Origin of the sequence: Flavimaribacter sediminis (assembly GCF_019492055.1) — a bacterium.
Lineage (GTDB): Bacteria > Pseudomonadota > Alphaproteobacteria > Rhizobiales > Rhizobiaceae > Flavimaribacter > Flavimaribacter sediminis.
In genome coordinates this window covers 1,482,959-1,498,005 of record NZ_JAICBX010000002.1, presented here as the reverse complement: position 1 = coordinate 1,498,005, position 15,047 = coordinate 1,482,959, and the positions used below count along the sequence as shown (strand labels likewise).

17 protein-coding genes are annotated in these 15,047 nt (G+C 60.6%); 8 read left to right on the top strand and 9 right to left on the bottom strand.

Annotated elements, in window-relative coordinates:
- Window positions 1-59 precede the first annotated feature (59 nt).
- Window positions 60-659: an NADPH-dependent FMN reductase gene (locus K1W69_RS15300; RefSeq protein ID WP_220229173.1), complete on the bottom strand. Its 600-nt coding sequence runs from the start codon at window positions 657-659 to the stop codon at window positions 60-62.
- 81 nt (window positions 660-740) lie between these two features.
- On the opposite strand from K1W69_RS15300, the gene K1W69_RS15295 reads away from it, so the two are divergent.
- Window positions 741-1,136, top strand: coding sequence for a winged helix-turn-helix transcriptional regulator (locus tag K1W69_RS15295; RefSeq protein ID WP_258571052.1), 396 nt, complete (start codon window positions 741-743; stop codon window positions 1,134-1,136).
- Here the strand turns inward: K1W69_RS15295 and K1W69_RS15290 are convergent.
- The 3 genes from K1W69_RS15290 to K1W69_RS15280 form a co-directional block, all read right to left on the bottom strand.
- Complete coding sequence (locus K1W69_RS15290) at window positions 1,121-2,125, bottom strand: TIGR00341 family protein (RefSeq protein WP_220229172.1); 1,005 nt, start codon at window positions 2,123-2,125, stop codon at window positions 1,121-1,123. The genes K1W69_RS15295 and K1W69_RS15290 overlap by 16 nt on opposite strands.
- A 49-nt stretch (window positions 2,126-2,174) precedes the next feature.
- Window positions 2,175-2,642: a DUF1203 domain-containing protein gene (locus K1W69_RS15285; protein WP_220229171.1), complete on the bottom strand. Its 468-nt coding sequence runs from the start codon at window positions 2,640-2,642 to the stop codon at window positions 2,175-2,177.
- Between the two features lie 92 nt (window positions 2,643-2,734).
- Entirely contained in the window at window positions 2,735-3,001 is a 267-nt protein-coding gene (locus tag K1W69_RS15280; protein ID WP_220229170.1) for a hypothetical protein, read from the bottom strand.
- A gap of 152 nt (window positions 3,002-3,153) precedes the next feature.
- Between K1W69_RS15280 and K1W69_RS15275 the strand changes: the two genes are divergently transcribed.
- A complete protein-coding gene (locus tag K1W69_RS15275; protein WP_220229169.1) occupies window positions 3,154-3,546 on the top strand; it encodes a VOC family protein in 393 nt (130 codons plus the stop codon).
- A gap of 52 nt (window positions 3,547-3,598) precedes the next feature.
- On the opposite strand, the gene K1W69_RS15270 is transcribed toward K1W69_RS15275, so the two are convergent.
- Window positions 3,599-3,760: a hypothetical protein gene (locus K1W69_RS15270; RefSeq protein ID WP_220229168.1), complete on the bottom strand. Its 162-nt coding sequence runs from the start codon at window positions 3,758-3,760 to the stop codon at window positions 3,599-3,601.
- A gap of 273 nt (window positions 3,761-4,033) precedes the next feature.
- Window positions 4,034-4,498: an AMP-binding protein gene (locus K1W69_RS15265; RefSeq protein ID WP_258571126.1), complete on the bottom strand. Its 465-nt coding sequence runs from the start codon at window positions 4,496-4,498 to the stop codon at window positions 4,034-4,036.
- A gap of 236 nt (window positions 4,499-4,734) precedes the next feature.
- On the opposite strand from K1W69_RS15265, the gene K1W69_RS15260 reads away from it, so the two are divergent.
- Complete coding sequence (locus tag K1W69_RS15260) at window positions 4,735-5,661, top strand: LysR substrate-binding domain-containing protein (protein WP_220229167.1); 927 nt, start codon at window positions 4,735-4,737, stop codon at window positions 5,659-5,661.
- On the opposite strand, the gene K1W69_RS15255 is transcribed toward K1W69_RS15260, so the two are convergent.
- Window positions 5,642-6,301: a TetR/AcrR family transcriptional regulator gene (locus tag K1W69_RS15255; protein ID WP_220229166.1), complete on the bottom strand. Its 660-nt coding sequence runs from the start codon at window positions 6,299-6,301 to the stop codon at window positions 5,642-5,644. The two genes, K1W69_RS15260 and K1W69_RS15255, sit on opposite strands and share 20 nt — an antisense overlap.
- A 70-nt stretch (window positions 6,302-6,371) precedes the next feature.
- On the opposite strand from K1W69_RS15255, the gene K1W69_RS15250 reads away from it, so the two are divergent.
- Genes K1W69_RS15250 through K1W69_RS15235 form a run of 4 tightly spaced genes read left to right on the top strand, consistent with a single transcriptional unit; the run spans window position 6,372 to window position 10,313 of the window.
- Entirely contained in the window at window positions 6,372-7,712 is a 1,341-nt protein-coding gene (locus K1W69_RS15250) for a flavin-containing monooxygenase (RefSeq protein ID WP_220229165.1), read from the top strand.
- Window positions 7,709-8,611: a bile acid:sodium symporter family protein gene (locus K1W69_RS15245; protein WP_220229164.1), complete on the top strand. Its 903-nt coding sequence runs from the start codon at window positions 7,709-7,711 to the stop codon at window positions 8,609-8,611. Before K1W69_RS15250 ends, K1W69_RS15245 begins: the two co-directional genes overlap by 4 nt.
- Complete coding sequence (locus tag K1W69_RS15240) at window positions 8,608-9,546, top strand: SDR family oxidoreductase (protein WP_220229163.1); 939 nt, start codon at window positions 8,608-8,610, stop codon at window positions 9,544-9,546. The genes K1W69_RS15245 and K1W69_RS15240 overlap by 4 nt, the downstream gene beginning before the upstream one ends.
- Complete coding sequence (locus K1W69_RS15235; RefSeq protein WP_220229162.1) at window positions 9,546-10,313, top strand: SDR family NAD(P)-dependent oxidoreductase; 768 nt, start codon at window positions 9,546-9,548, stop codon at window positions 10,311-10,313. The genes K1W69_RS15240 and K1W69_RS15235 overlap by 1 nt, the downstream gene beginning before the upstream one ends.
- Window positions 10,314-10,555: 242 nt before the next feature.
- On the opposite strand, the gene K1W69_RS15230 is transcribed toward K1W69_RS15235, so the two are convergent.
- Window positions 10,556-13,012, bottom strand: a complete 2,457-nt coding sequence (locus K1W69_RS15230; protein WP_220229161.1) for an AfsR/SARP family transcriptional regulator — start codon at window positions 13,010-13,012, stop codon at window positions 10,556-10,558.
- A gap of 222 nt (window positions 13,013-13,234) precedes the next feature.
- Between K1W69_RS15230 and K1W69_RS15225 the strand changes: the two genes are divergently transcribed.
- On the top strand, window positions 13,235-13,774 hold the full coding sequence (locus K1W69_RS15225; RefSeq protein ID WP_220229160.1) for a DUF6647 family protein: 540 nt from the start codon (window positions 13,235-13,237) through the stop codon (window positions 13,772-13,774).
- A gap of 7 nt (window positions 13,775-13,781) precedes the next feature.
- Here K1W69_RS15225 and K1W69_RS15220 read toward each other — a convergent pair whose 3' ends face one another.
- Entirely contained in the window at window positions 13,782-14,879 is a 1,098-nt protein-coding gene (locus tag K1W69_RS15220) for an extracellular solute-binding protein (protein ID WP_220229159.1), read from the bottom strand.
- Between the last annotated feature and the right edge of the window lie 168 nt (window positions 14,880-15,047).

Sequence of the window (15,047 nt, the reverse complement as noted above, 5' to 3'; positions counted from 1 at the left end):
GTTGATACCGGAACCACTCTGGCACGACTGTCACCGTCAATGCTTCGACGGAGATCGAACTATGCGGCCTCTTTGACGAGATCCTCCTCGCGTCCCTTTTTCGTGAGGTTGGCCCACCAAAGGAGACTGTCGAGCATGGCGGTCGCGCCCGGAGTCAGCACCGGTTCGATCTCGCTCATCGGCTTGTTCTCGCCCATGGGATGGACCTTCATGAACTCGCCGCCGCCAATATGCACGGCGCCACGCACCGGAACCATCTGCAGTTCGATGGCGATGGTGCGCAGGTGATCGGCCGCGAACGCCCCGCCCACGCCGCCATAGGCGACAATCGCCGCAGGCTTTTTCATCCATTCCTTGTAGGCCTGATCGAGCGCATTCTTCAGAGACGCCGGGATCGACCGGTTGTACTCCGACGTGACGAAGATGTATCCGTCAAATTCGCCAATCCTGTTCTGCCAGCGCACAGCGTTCGGATCACTGGACGGCATCCATAAATTGGAGGCTGCTTCATTAAAGAAAGGAAGGTCGAAGTCCTTGATATCGACGAGCTCCACTTCCATGTCGCCGCGAGATTTGGCAAAATCTGCGATCCATTGGGCCGGCTTTTCGGCGAAACGGGTGTCGCGGGTCGAACCGATAATGACGGCTATTCGGGGCATACTGGTCTCCTTTGGTCAGGTGGTATATAATATATACCACTATTAAAGTGCGCATGAGCGGATTGGCAAGGAGGCACTTTTTTGAAACCTGATAACCATCTCGAAACTGCCGAATGCCGCGCCATCTCGCAGATGCTTTCCCGTGTCGGCGACAAGTGGACGGTGATGGTCGTGACCTTTCTCGGAACCGAGAGCCTGCGCTTCAGCGAATTGAAGCGGCGGATCGGCAGCATTTCGCAGAAGATGCTGACGACGACCCTGCGCAACCTTGAACGGGACGGATTCGTCAATCGCACCGTCGAGCCGACCAGCCCGCCAAGCGTCAGGTACGAATTGACCGAGCTCGGCCATGATTTGCTCGAACCGGTCTCCCGTCTCGCCGACTGGACACGGGAGAATACCCGGCGCATCGAGGAGGCGCGGTCGCATTATGACCGCCTCACCGGAAAACAACCCGGCGTTCAGAGCAGGTCGTAGAACCGCAGCAAAAGCAGGGCCGTCAGGAGCGCGAGCAGCGCGAACCAGATCGCGGCGTTGACGCGCACGGCCCGCCGGGCGTTTTTCTTCTCGAACCAGGTGCGCGGGCGCACGCCGCGCAAGACGAAAGTCAGCTGGGCGGACAGATTGAGGCACACGATATTGACGGCGAGCAGAGTCAGCGCGCCGAGCGCCAGATCGAGGTGACCGGCGCCCAGCATCAGCCCGACGGTCGCGGCCGGCGGCAAAAGCGCCACCGCAACCATGACCCCGACCAGCGCCGAAGACAGCCCCGTCGACAATGAGAGCGCCGCGGCCGCGCCGGACGCCAGCGCCAGCGCAATGCCGTCGAAACCGGTTTCGGTGCGGGCCATCAACTCGTGGCTCGCAAGATTCACTGGCAGGAGCAGTCCAAGCACCATGCAGATCGCAAGCGTGAAGACGATCCCGGCTGCATTGGTCAGGACGGCCCGCCCCATCAGTTTCTGATCGCCGAGCGCAACGCCCAGCGCAAAGGCGAGATTCGGGCCGAGCAACGGCGCGATCACCATGGCGCCGATGACGACGGCCACATTGTCCTGAAGCAGGCCGATCGCCGCCACGACAGTGGACAGTGCGGCGAAAACGAAGAAGTTCACATCCAGCTTCGCGCCGCGTGAAACGTCGTTATAGAGCTCCTCGCGGCTTTCGCCGGAGGTTCCTTCCAGCGCCTGGCGTCTTTCCTCGTCCGTAATCTCCTCGCGCGGCAGGCTCGCTTCCACGGGAAGGATCGTGATGCGCCAATCGCCGTTCGAAGCGACCGCGCTTTGCAGCTGGTCCAGAACTTCCTGCCGGTTCCGGTCGCCGACGAGCAGGTGCACGGCCTGCTGGCCGTCATTCCCGTCGATGGCGTAGAGACGACAGTCGAGCGCCTGGGCCTCTTCCGCGATCTTGAGAATGCGCTCGCGGCAGCTCTCGTCCGCCGTCACGATGATCAGACGTTTGGTCATCCGGCGACCTTACCGCGTCAGGGCAAAACCCGCCAACTCCGATCGCCGGTCAAGCGCGCTCGATTCGGAACTGATAGCAATTGTTGGTCGCTGAGCGCACATGCACGAAGGCGACCGCCTCATCGGCGAAGATCGATTCTGCTTGCGCGCCGATTTCTGCGGTCGGCGTCACGGCTCCCGTTCCATAGATGATCTGCTCTTCGGCGTTGTAGCCGCGGACGATGTAGTTCGGGCTTTCAAGCATTTCCGGCGCCGATCCGGACGGGGCGGCCGGCTCGCAGGTTTCGGCGCACAGGAACAACGGTCCTGTCTCGGCATAGGGCTGCAGCGTTTCGAACGGCCGGTAGGCGACGACGAGATAGGGCTTTCCTGCTGCGACTTGCTTCAGACAATGTCGGCAGGGTGTGCCCGTCCCTTCCGAGAAACGGCGTTCGGGCGGGTCGCCATAGGCGTCCGGACCACCTGCTTGCAGGGCGCGGACGATTTCTGTGGGAAGCGGTTTGAAAATGACGGACATGAGACCCTCCTGTTGAAGAGGCTATCAAGCCACGGGAGACAATCCGCTACACTCCGCTTCTTGCTGTTGAAATCCGGCTTTCGCCGGAATCCTCAGGCCTTGTAGTCGAGATCGACCGCGTCGACCCATTTCATGATCGACTTGTGCAGCCAGTCGGCTTTCTTGTGCGCTGTTTCGTGGTCGTGCGTCTGGGATTCGACTTCCGACTTCAACTCGCTCCAGCGGGAATGCAATTCCTTTTCCGTGATCTGGTGATCCCTGGCGAACAGGCCATGCAGCTCGAGTTTCTCGCGATGCGCCTTGATCCGGTCGCCAAGCGCCTTGATTCGGCTGTGAATATCGTTGCTGTCTTCACTCATGGATATACTCTCCCACTCGGGCAATCTTCGCTGACATTCCCGGCGACCGCGCTGCGAACGCCTTGACGGACTGGCGGGACGGACAGCATCATCCACCCGGCCGGTTATCCCTGCTCTACAGCGACACTCTCCGCGCGACAAGAAGGAATCCGATGTTTTCGCATGTTACCGTCGGCGTGTCCGATTTCGAAAGGGCTTTCGCCTTTTACGACCCTATCCTGTCATTGCTTGGTTTCGAACTGAAGTTCCGCGAGGACGACCAGCCCTGGGCTGGCTGGAAGGCGCCAGACGCCGACCGACCGCTCTTCGTTATCAACACACCCTTGGACGGCAAAGCAGCGACGGTCGGCAACGGCTCCATGACGGCATTCCTTGCCTCATCGCGGTCACAGGTCGACGCCGCCTACAACGCGGCCATTGCGGCAGGAGCTGTTTCAGAAGGCGAACCGGGGCTCAGACCCGAATATCACGCCCACTACTACGGCGCCTATTTCCGCGACCCGGACGGCAACAAGCTGTGCGTCTGCACGCATGGGTCCGAGTGACTTAATGGACATCGCCGACCGGCGATAAGCAAGGTTTGCAAAGCATCCATCGTCAATCATTCGCTGACGAAGTTTGTATGCGCATTGGATGGTCCGGATTGCGCTCTATGAAGTCGTCAACCTCCCGCAACGTCTCGGGATAGGCTTCCGCGTCCTTGTAGTTGTAAAAACTCGCAAACAGAAAGCCGGCCATGCGGAGCTTTTCAACTTTCATCCATTGCTTGAGGTCCGTTCTCCGCGGTGGTTTGAACGCGCGTCCCATCCAGTGAAGCTCACCCCCGCATTGCGGACACCGCGCGAACTTACATCGCGGGGGAATTTTGACGGATCGGCGACATTCGAAACAGGCGTATGGAACAAGATAGTTCGGGAACCGTGGCTTGACGCCCTCAATCGATTTCGGACGAGAACGGAGACCTTTCTTCCGCAGCAGTTCCGCCCTGCGGGCTTTTTCGTATTTGTCGACCATGCGGATGCGCCATGATTATCAATTCACCTGTCGCGCGCGGCCTTCCCAGTAGGGTTTGCGCAATTCCCGCTTCAGGAGCTTTCCCGTCGCATTGCGTGGCATTTGCGCGACCAAGTCAACCGTTTTCGGGCACTTGAAGTGGGCGACCGGCATGGCGACGAAACCCAGATAATCCGGAAGTTCGCCCGAGTTTTCCTCAACGGCGTCATGGAACTCGGGACCGACGAACAGCAAGTCCGGCTCGAAGGTTTCGATGATCTGCGCGACCTCGCGTGGCGCCAGGCGCCAGTTGATGGGCGCGAAAACGCCGCCGGCCCGGCCGGCGCCGATATACAGCTCGAAAGCCCAATCACTGTTTTTGCCGAGATACGCGATCCTGGCGGCGCCTGACTGTTCCAGCGCCCCGAAGACGGAGCTGACATTTGCGTCGAATTCGGCGAAAGTGGTGTTCCGGCCTTCGAACCTGTTTGCAACCCGGTTCAGCAGAACCGGGTCGGATCGAAGGGCGTGTCACCCAGATCGCGGGCCGACATGGCGCGCAGATCGGGATGGGAGAGCGGGTCGCATCTCCAACTGACGTCCGGCGCCTTGCAAATGCGCCGGACCGGCAATAGCTGTCGGATGAGATTTCGAATAAGTTTTAGCATAGCTCAATACATATCGGACTGAACTGACCAGTTTCCATCGACTTTCTTTGGTCGGTGTTTTAGAAAAACTGAATGAAAAACCTGAATCGGGTCCATCTGTCCGGATTGCGGGCGATCGAGGCGGTCGGCCGGCATGGCAATCTGCGTCTTGCCGCCGACGAACTCGGCGTGACCCCTGGCGCGGTGAGCCAGCAGATCCAGAAGACCGAACAGCAGCTTGGCCGGCCGCTGTTCGACAGGAAGGCGAAAGGTCTCGAACCGACGCCGCGAGGCCGGGAGGTGATGCGTCATCTCACGGCGGGGATGGCCGAACTTTCAACGGCGGTGTCCGTCGCGGAACAGGCGAACAGCGATGCGCTGACCGTTTCGGTCGCCCCCGTATTCGCCGGCAAGTGGCTGGTGTGGCGCCTGACGGATTTCTACAAGGAACACCCTGAAATCCGCGTCCGGGTTGACGCTTCGATCGCGCTCATCAATCCCGAATTGTCGGATGTCGACGTCTGCATTCGCGTCGGCAAGGGCGGCTGGACGGACGTGCAGGCCGAGGCGCTGGTCGAACACCGGGTGTTTCCGGTCTGCAGCCCGGCGATCGGCGCGAAAATCCGGAAGATCGAGGATCTGGCGCATGTTCCGATCATTCGCGACGAGGGCGAAATGTTTCGATGGAACACCTGGCTGGCGCCCCAGGGATATGACCAGTCGATGCTGGGCGACGGCCCCCGCTTCTCCGACGGATCGCTGTGTCTCGACGCCGCCGTCGCCGGCCAGGGCGTGTTTCTTGCCTGGGAAACGCTGGCCTTCGATGCGCTCGAGATGGGACGGCTCGTGGCGCCCCTGCCGGGTTGCCATCCAACAGGCTTTTCCTACTGGTTGGTCACTGGGCTTCACAGGCGCAAATCCGAAAAAGTGCGCGCCTTCGAGACATGGCTGCGCCGCATGCTCGCCGCTTCTCTCCTGTTCGAGGCCGACGGCGCCCGGTTTAAGAAAGAGCAGCCCTGATTCCCGCCTCGCAATAGTCGAGAAGGCAGTCCTCCATCGAAATGTCGCCTGCTTCGGCTCCGGCCAGCGCGTCGATGCGCCAACGGGCGGTCGTCAGCGACAACATCGCCGACACCGAAAAAACCAGAGCCGCCGCGATTTTTCTGTGGTCGCCGCCCGGATATAGCATCGCGATTTCGCGGGCAAAGGCGGTCGCGGCCGGATCGAAGCAGGCCTCGCTGACATGCCGCCATCGAATGTCGGTCGAGACATGGGCGATCAGCCTGGCGTATGCCAGCCATTGCGGACCGCCATGCGCCGCCCGGTCCAGATAAGGGTGAATGAACGCCTCGAGAACGCTTCTGACCGTCGGTCGGCCACGCGCCTTTACATCTTCAAGCGCCTCCATGCGCAATTGGGACAACTCGCCCGCGCGTCGCGCGACGACGGTGAAGAAAAGATCTTCCTTGGCGCCGCCGTGAAAATTGACCTGGGCGAGATGCACCCCGGCGAGCCTGGCCATATCGCGCAGAGACGCCCCGTCGAAACCATGCTCGGCGAACAGCTTCTCGGCCGCGTCGAGTACGCGGGCCCGGGTTTCGAGCGAGCGTTTCGAGGGCGCCCTTTGGCGCCGTGATTCCTGCGTCCTGACCGCATTCATAAAAATACCTTGCACTATTTTTAACGATCGTTCAAATTAATTGGAGTGGGATGGAGGAGTTTCCACACGGATGGCCAAACAAACGAACAAAGATTTTGAGAAGACAGACGCCTGGGCGCTGATCGGGGCCGGGCCAATGGGCCTCGCCATGGCGAAGACCCTGGTCGAACAGAAAATCCTCTTCGAGGGCTTCGAATTGCACGACGATGTCGGCGGTCTGTGGGATATCGAGGGCCCGCGCTCGACCATGTACGACACGGCGCATCTCATATCCTCCAAGCGGATGACCGAATTCACCGATTTTCCGATGGCCGACAAGGTCGCCGAATATCCCTCACACAAGGAGATGCGGAACTACTTCCGTGACTTCGCCAGCCATTTCGATCTGTATCGGCGCTACCATTTCAAAACCGAGGTGCTCTCGACAGAGCCGGTCGGCGAGGGCGGCGAAGGCTGGCGCGTTCGGTGGCGCAATGCGGACGGCGGCGAGGAGGAGAAAATCTTCGCCGGCGTTCTGATCGCCAACGGCACGCTGTCCGAACCCAACATGCCGGAGTTCGAGGGCGACTTCGCCGGCGAACTGATCCACTCCAGCCAGTATCGCTCACCGAAGCAGTTTGACGGCAAACGGGTGCTGGTGATCGGGGCCGGAAATTCCGGCTGCGATATCGCGGTCGACGCCATCCACCACGGCAAAAGCTGCGACCTTTCAATGCGGCGCGGCTACTATTTCGTACCCAAATATGTCTTCGGCAAACCGGCCGACACCGTCGGCGGCACCATCAAGCTGCCGATGTGGCTGAAGCGACGCATCGACGGCGTGATCCTGCGCTGGTTCGTCGGCGACCCGCAGAAATACGGCTTCCCGAAACCGGACTACGCGCTTTACGAATCGCATCCGGTGGTCAATTCCCTCATTCTGTTCCACGCCGGCCATGGCGACATCACAATCCGCCCGGACATTGCGCGTTTCGAGGGCAACACGGTCCATTTCAGGGACGGAACCTCGGCAGACTATGATATGGTGCTGGCCGCCACCGGCTATCGCCTGCACTATCCGTTCATCGACAGCCAATATCTCAACTGGCAGGGCGACGCGCCGCATCTCTTTCTCAATTGCATGCATCCGGATCGCGACGATCTGTTCGTGCTCGGCATGGTCGAGGCGTCCGGCCTTGGCTGGCAGGGACGCCATGAACAGGCCGAGATGGTCGCGCGCTACATCGCGGGTCTGAAATCGGGCAGCGAGGCGGCGCAAAAAATTCATGACGAAAAGGCGCGTGGTTTCGAGCGGCTGACCGGCGGCATGAATTATGTCAAGCTGGCGCGCATGGCCTACTATGTCGACAAGGCGACCTACCGCAAGGCCGTCACCGATCGCATCGCCTCGCTTTCCGGGGGAAAAGCATGAACGACATCGACGCCATTACGCTGAATTTCAGCCCGGGCAGCCTGCAGTTGCTCAACGGCATATTGGCGATCGTGATGTTCTCGATCGCCCTCGATCTGAGACTATCCGATTTCCGGCGCCTTTTGCATGCGCCGAAAGCCCTCGTCGTCGGCCTGTGCTCGCAATTCATCGTGTTGCCGGTGCTGACCTTCCTGATGATTCTTGTGCTGCAGCCGCGCCCTTCGATCGCGCTTGGCCTGATACTTGTCGCCGCCTGTCCGGGCGGCAATATTTCCAATTTCATAACCCACCGCGCCGGCGGCAATGCGGCCTTGTCCGTATCGATGACGGCCTTCGCCACGGTCGGGGCGATTGCCCTGACGCCAGCCAATATCGCGCTCTGGGGCAACCTCTACGAACCGACGCGGAAAATCCTCGAGACGACGTTCATCGATCCCGTATACGTCGCAATCACGGTCGCCTTCATGCTGATTCTGCCGCTTTTCCTGGGCATCGCGCTGAACACCTGGCGCCCGGAGGCATCGGCGAGGATCCGCAAGCCGATGCAATGGCTCTCCATGGCGATCTTCGTGGCCTTCATCGTCCTTGCGCTCGCCGCCAACTGGACTTTCTTCCTGAACTATGCGGGCATGGTCGCCGCCTTCGTCTTCCTGCACAACGCCCTGGCGCTTGGCGGGGGCTACACTCTGGCGCGGCTGACCGGCCTGTCCGAGTATGACCGGCGCGCCGTGACCATCGAAACCGGCATCCAGAACTCCGGACTGGGACTTGTCCTGATCTTCACCTTCTTCGGAGGTCTTGGCGGCATGGCCGTCGTTGCGGCGTTCTGGGGCATCTGGCACGCCATATCGGGCATTGCGCTGGCGCACTGGATGTCGCGGACAGAGGCCGCGCGATGACGCGCATGCTGATAACCGGCGCCTCCGGCAATCTCGGCATGGCGATGCTGAAGCAACTGGCGCCGACCGGCGATCTGGTCGTTGCGACGGATATTCGCAAACCGCCGAAGCTTCCGAAGAACGCGCGTTTCGCGACGATGGACGTGCGCGGGCCGGATCCGGCGGATGTGATCGCCCGGGCGAAGCCGGAGGTCGTGGTGCATCTTGCCTCCATCGTCACGCCGCCGAAGGGCATGTCGCGCGATTTCGCCTATGCGGTGGATGTAACCGGAACCCGAAACGTGCTCGACGCCTGCGTTGCAAACGGCGTACGCCGTATTGTCGTCACGTCTTCCGGCGCGGCCTATGGCTATCACGCAGACAATCCCGTGCCGCTCACCGAACTCGATCCGCTGCGCGGCAACAGGGAATTCGCCTATTCCTGGCACAAGCGTCTGGTCGAGGAGATGTTGGCGGAAGCCCGCATCAACGCGCCGCAGCTCGAACAGGTGATCCTGCGGGTGGGAACCGTGCTGGGCGCCGGCCTTGAAAACCAGATCACCGCGCTGTTTCACCGCAAGCGGCTTCTTGCTGTTGCGGGCTCGGACAGCCCCTTCGTCTTCATCTGGACGAAGGATCTGGCGCGCATTCTGCTGCGCGCCGCGACCGACGGCCCGCAAGGAATCTACAATGTCGCCGGAGACGGCGCCCTGTCGGTAAAGGAGATCGCAGCGATGCTCAGAAAACCGGTGCTTTCGATCCCTGCGTCCGTGCTGAAGGGCGCGCTCGCCATCGCCAAACCTCTCGGACTGTCGCAATACGGCCCGGAGCAAGTGCGATTTCTTCAGTACCGGCCGGTTCTCGACAACACTGCCCTGAAGCGCGATTTCGGCTATACGCCTGAACTCGACAGCGCCGAGGTCTTCGATCTTTGGCGCAAGGCGGCCGGGCTTTGATGCGCACCGCTGTCATCACCGGCGGCGCCGGCGGCCTCGGCCGTGCGCTGGCGACCGGTCTGCAGGCGCGCGGCTGGCACACGGCGCTGATCGATCTTCCCGGACCGGAACTCGAGGCCATCGGCGAATCCGAACAGCAAAAGGCCTGGCCATGCGACATCACCGATAGTGACAGACTCGCGGCCACCTGTGACGCAATCCGTACTGAGCGTCCTTCGATCGACATGGTCGTCTACAATGCAGGCGTCACGCTCATCGGCGGATTCTCTGATAGTTCGCCGGAGGCGCATCGCCGTGTTTTCGAAATCAACTATTTTGCGGCCGTCGAGACAGCCCGGCATTTCCTTGACGACATCCGGATATCGAAAGGCGCGCATCTGGCGATTTCCTCTGTGGCCGGCTTCTCGCCGCTTGCCCGACGCACCGCCTACGCGGCCAGCAAGCACGCGCTGGAAGGGTTTTTCGGCTCCTTGCGGTCCGAGGAAAAAATCCATGGCGTCAGAACCGTGATCGCCGCGCCCTCCTTCATCGCCACCAACGAAGGCAATCCGGCAAAACAGTCGGACGGAATAGCCCGGCCGGGATCGGCGACCGACAGCATTGACACGATGACGGCCGACGACGCCGCAGCTATTATCCTGAAGGGCCTCGACGCGGAACGCGATATGATTCCCGTCGGCCGCGTCGCGCGGCTGTCCTGGATGATCAACCGGCTGTCGCCCCGACTTTTCCAGCGCCTCATGGAGAAGAATATCAAGGACGACTAAGCAGAGTCGGTAGGGCAAAGAACGAGGGGGCGGCGCACCGGCTGCGCCGCCCCCGGTTGTCGCAGGTCATGGGAGGTCCTTTATCCTGCGCAACCGCGCTGTCGAGGAGCCCCATCCACTCTCTCTGACAGCGCCTGCGGTGACTGCGGTCGACATACCTGGGCGGGGCAGGACTGCAGTCCATCACCGAATAGGACGAAGCGCGCCCGTCTTCTGTGCGGTTTCACACACTCGAAGGGAAACTATTCACTTGCGCCGCTTGAAAAGAGAAATGGCGCGAATTCAGTAGCAAGCAAATATTCGTCAGCCCGCATGGTGAACACGCTTGCGCAGCTTTCAATCCCGTCGCCTTCGTATTGCCAATAGTCGCAAAGACCGTCGCGGACGAGATCGCTTCGACCTTGCTCTTGCAACAGCATTGGTCCAACCGGGCCGGACTGGCTAAGCGCGCCATCGTCTTTACGAATTTGGCTCCAGGCACCGGCAAACGCCGGTATTCCTTCACCCGTGATCGTTTTTCCGAAAGTGAGATCCTCGATCTGCGCAGCGTTCAGTCGGTATCGATCGGCAGCCGGCAAATGAACGATCGTTCCGCCGGCAATCCCCACAGCCTTGAACCCGTCAGCGAGCCTGTCCAGAACTCCGTCATCGGAGAAAGGAAAGGCGTAGACCGATTCTGTCAGCGTTGGCCGCAGCCATGTCGTCTGGCGAGGATTGGAAAAAGCGCGCGCCAGGATTTTCCACTCGTTGCGTGGTCGATCCTCGAGAGCCTCGACATAGTTTTCGAGATGCACGCCGCCCTGCTCGATATCGCCGGTTTCACCGTACATGGCGGCAAGCAGACCATCATAATAGGCGTCAGGATGGGCGGCGGATGCGCGCGCCTCGCCGACCAGATCGATCGCCTGCGCAATTCGGCCATCGGCGAAGTCAGCCAGACCGAGAAGAAATGTGGCGCGCGCTGGCCGGGCGGGATTGAGCTGCAGGGCGCGTTGCGCATAGACGCGTCCTTCGGCGGTTTCGCCTGCGTAGATCAACGCCTCCGCCAGCATCTCCACGGCCTGCGCATTGCTGGGTTCAAGCTTGATTGAACGTCTGGCCAGATCCTGCGCCGCCGCATTGTCGCGACGGCGTAAAGCCAGGTCCGAGAGCAGAACGAGCCCTCCAGCGCTGGAAGACACGGCGCCCTCAGCAAGAATTGCCTTCATGCGCAGCCAACCTTCCATCCAGTTGACGCCGATGGCGTCGGCATAATCCTGATTCCCAAAAGCAGCATCGTAATAGACTTTCGCCATGCCGACTTTCGCCCGTATGTAGTCCGGATCGAACGTTACCGCTTTTTTGAAATGGGCGAGAGCCGCCGCGTTGCCTTCGGGCGTTTGGCGATTGGCGGAAACCAGTCCGGCCAGATAGCTTTTATAGGCGTCTGCGTCGCCGGTTCCGACCGGCGGCAGTCCATCATCGGCGTCACGGCCGAGTTCCGATTCGAGAGCCGCGACGACATCGCGTATGATCGCTTCCCGAAAATCCAGAATGGCGTCCGGCGTCCCGGAATAGCGCTCGGCCCAGATCTGGTCGCCGCTTTGCACATCCACCAGCCAGCAATTCACGGTGACGCCGGCGTCATCCCGCCGGACGCGACCACGCAATATGTGGCTCGCCCCAAGATTGCGGGCTTTTAGGCCAGCGTTACCGCCGAGGGACCGCGCGGTTTCACGCGCCATGACGGCAAGGTCAGGCAAGACCGCAAGCTCGGTGGAAATATCATCGGCGATAGCCGCGCCAAAGGCGCCGTCCCCGGCTTCCTCGAAGGGCAGAACGATCAACCGCCTGTCGTCCTTGTCCGCAAAATATGGCGGCGCCGGATCGCGAGGCAGAAACCAAAGGCCGATCGCGACAAGGACAGCGATCAAAACAATCAAGAGTCCGATTGCCGGCTTACGGACAGACAATCCGGTCTTCTGCTCTACAGGGGTAGTTTCTCCGGCTTGCGTCGAGACTTCTTGTCCGGCGCCGCTTCGCAGTCGATCGCGCAAAGCGCGCGTGGCTGAAGAGGGCGCCACATCGAGATCATTCCCGAGCAGGGCTTCCATCGCGTCATAGTGTTTCAAGGCAGATGGCAAACGGCCGCTTGCAGCCAGATGACGCATGACGTGGCGATGGGCGTCCTCATCATAGGGGTCGAGAGCAAGCAAGGCGTTCGCCAGATCATGGGAGGACGGCTCCGTCTCATCACCGCGTTGTTCGAGCAACGCCTTCGCCGTGTCGATTGCGCGGTTTTCGAGCCGCGTCCTTTCAGCGCCGAGCCAGTCGCCAAAAGCAGCGCCTGAAAAATCGTATCCCTCCAGCAGCGGACCGCGATAAAGCGACCACGCCTGCTCGAGGCTGTCACGGTCTCCGGCCGCTGCAAGGGATTCGAATTCACCGACGTCGGTCGCCAATATCCCCGGCTCGACCCAGACGCAGTCATTATCGCCGCGAACCGGCTGAATAGTCGCATCCTGAAACAGTTTTCTCAGCGAGTAGACCGCCTGGTTCAGGGAGTTCGCCGCCTGGCGTTCGCCGCTTGTCGTCCACAACAAGGCGCCGAGCGCTTCACGACGAATCTTCTCTCCCGGATGCATGGCGAGATAGGCAAGCAGCGCACAGGCCTTCTTCGTGCCGGGACCAATCGGCTCCCCGCCGTCGGGCATCCTCATCTCAAAACCGCCAAGCAGCCTGATCCGGATTGTCTCCATGGAAGAATATCAATCCATCGGGAGCCGTTTTTCAAGTCGCAGATGTGCGGCCTGTTCCAGATAAACCGCTGAATCGGCTTGTCTAATCATTTTTGAGAATTTTTTGAAAGCCGTTTTGGTCAGCCTTGAGGCCAAGCGTCCATCCCTGCTTGCGACATCACTCGACAAAGGCAGGACAGGATCATGAAGACCTTCACGGGGACTTATATCGCTTCAATTATCGGATTGACGATGCTGGCGTCCGGCGCCGCATCAGCGGGTCCCGTCATTGACGGAGCACGCGACAGCCAGGAGGAGACCGCAATCCGGGCGCTCCTGACGGAGCTCGTTTCGTGGATAGACGCGGAGGAGACCTACCGGACCACCAACCGACCGATTGCAAAGATCAAGTTTGTCGACGCGGGAGATACCGTCACCGCCGAGGGCCACGAATTCGTCGTCGCCGACAGGACGCGCGGTCTCTATGACGAGAAGAAGGCGACCATCTATCTGTCGCGTCCCTGGTCTGTCGACGATCCTTTCGACCGCAGCGTTTTGCTGCACGAACTTGCGCACCATCTGCAGGTGGACGCGAGACACTGGTATTGCCCCCAGGCCATGGAATGGGACGCCTATCGCCTCCAGGAAACCTGGCTCGGCGAGCACGGTATTGCGTCGGGATTCTACTGGCCGGCGATCCTTCTCGAATCAAGCTGCTCGAAACGGGATCATCACCCGGATTGACGGCTCCTCACAACTGCAGGGCGCGCCGCCAGGCGGCGAATCGTTCCGTGATCGCTTTATTGTTGCGCGCCCACCAGTCCGGATCGGAGATCACGCTGCGATTGAGCCGCGCTGTCGTGGTTGGCAGATAAGGCAGCACCGGCTCGCCGGTGTGAAACCATGGCTCGCCATTCTCGATGATTTCCAGCGCCTCGAAACGCATCGGCCCGTAGGCGATCCAGCGCGCCTGCAGGGCTTGTTGCATGGGTTGCGCGACATGCGCCAGGAATGCCTTCGCCAGTTCCAGTTTCTGCGTGCCGCGAGCGATGACGAACCATTCCTCCTCCACGACCTGTCCGTCAAAAACCGCCTTCATCCAGTTTTCATCGCCCAGCGCGGCCGACGCGACACGCCCGCTATAGGCCGTCGCCATGACGACTTCGCCGCTTCGCATCATCTCCAGCGGCTCTTCGCCGGCTGACCAGAAGACGATATTGCCCTGGAGTTCCGAGAGTTTTCGAAACGCGCGATCGACACCTTCCGCCGTATCGAGAACCTCATAGACGACGCCGGGCGCGACGCCGTCTGCAACCAGCGCCATCTCCAGATTGGCCTGCGGATAGACCGATAGCGCTCGCTTTCCGGGAAACTTCTCCAAATCGAAGAAATCGGCAATGGTTTGTGGCGCCCCATCCGGAAACCGGCGTTCGTCATAGGCGTAAATCCAGGACCACAGGATATTGGCGCCAACGCAGTTGTTGGGCCGCTCGACAATGAGATCATTCATCCTGGCCCTATTGTAGAAGGAATCCGGAAGCGTTTCGAACAAACCTTCCTCGCAGCCTGATCTGGCGTCATGCGCGAAGACATCGATGACGTCCCACACGACATTTCCGCTTTCCACCTGCGCCCGCAGCTGGTCAAGACCGCCGTGGTACTCCTCCCAGACCACCGCCTCGCCTGTCTGATCCTCGAAGGACTCGCCATAGGCCTTTTGCTGGCTCAGTTCGTAACTGCCGCCCCATGACGTGACCACGAAATCGGAGGCAACAGCGTCGCCCCCGGCGCCTGCCAGTGCGAATGCGAGACACAGGATAGTCGCCAGCGGTCGGAATGTCTGGGTCATTACAACACCATTCGTCGTCTGCCGCCCATGGCGCAGACTTTAGCCGCACAAAGCCGCCTTCGCAAATTTCCAGGCTCGCAGCACCAGAATCTCGTCCGCAGGTTGAAATTCGGACTGTGCCAGGGTGGCGGGTTCCACCGGCGGATGATAGATTAACGTGAAGTTGTA

Excerpts from the sequence above, each read along its gene's own strand:
- K1W69_RS15300 (WP_220229173.1), bottom strand. The coding sequence starts at position 659 with ATGCCCCGAATAGCCGTCATTATCGGTTCGACCCGCGACACCCGTTTC.
- K1W69_RS15290 (WP_220229172.1), bottom strand. The coding sequence starts at position 2,125 with ATGACCAAACGTCTGATCATCGTGACGGCGGACGAGAGCTGCCGCGAG.
- K1W69_RS15285 (WP_220229171.1), bottom strand. The coding sequence starts at position 2,642 with ATGTCCGTCATTTTCAAACCGCTTCCCACAGAAATCGTCCGCGCCCTG.
- K1W69_RS15280 (WP_220229170.1), bottom strand. The coding sequence starts at position 3,001 with ATGAGTGAAGACAGCAACGATATTCACAGCCGAATCAAGGCGCTTGGC.
- K1W69_RS15275 (WP_220229169.1), top strand. The coding sequence starts at position 3,154 with ATGTTTTCGCATGTTACCGTCGGCGTGTCCGATTTCGAAAGGGCTTTC.
- K1W69_RS15270 (WP_220229168.1), bottom strand. The coding sequence starts at position 3,760 with ATGAAAGTTGAAAAGCTCCGCATGGCCGGCTTTCTGTTTGCGAGTTTT.
- K1W69_RS15260 (WP_220229167.1), top strand. The coding sequence starts at position 4,735 with ATGAAAAACCTGAATCGGGTCCATCTGTCCGGATTGCGGGCGATCGAG.
- K1W69_RS15255 (WP_220229166.1), bottom strand. The coding sequence starts at position 6,301 with ATGAATGCGGTCAGGACGCAGGAATCACGGCGCCAAAGGGCGCCCTCG.
- K1W69_RS15250 (WP_220229165.1), top strand. The coding sequence starts at position 6,372 with ATGGCCAAACAAACGAACAAAGATTTTGAGAAGACAGACGCCTGGGCG.
- K1W69_RS15245 (WP_220229164.1), top strand. The coding sequence starts at position 7,709 with ATGAACGACATCGACGCCATTACGCTGAATTTCAGCCCGGGCAGCCTG.
- K1W69_RS15240 (WP_220229163.1), top strand. The coding sequence starts at position 8,608 with ATGACGCGCATGCTGATAACCGGCGCCTCCGGCAATCTCGGCATGGCG.
- K1W69_RS15235 (WP_220229162.1), top strand. The coding sequence starts at position 9,546 with ATGCGCACCGCTGTCATCACCGGCGGCGCCGGCGGCCTCGGCCGTGCG.
- K1W69_RS15230 (WP_220229161.1), bottom strand. The coding sequence starts at position 13,012 with ATGAGGATGCCCGACGGCGGGGAGCCGATTGGTCCCGGCACGAAGAAG.
- K1W69_RS15225 (WP_220229160.1), top strand. The coding sequence starts at position 13,235 with ATGAAGACCTTCACGGGGACTTATATCGCTTCAATTATCGGATTGACG.
- K1W69_RS15220 (WP_220229159.1), bottom strand. The coding sequence starts at position 14,879 with ATGACCCAGACATTCCGACCGCTGGCGACTATCCTGTGTCTCGCATTC.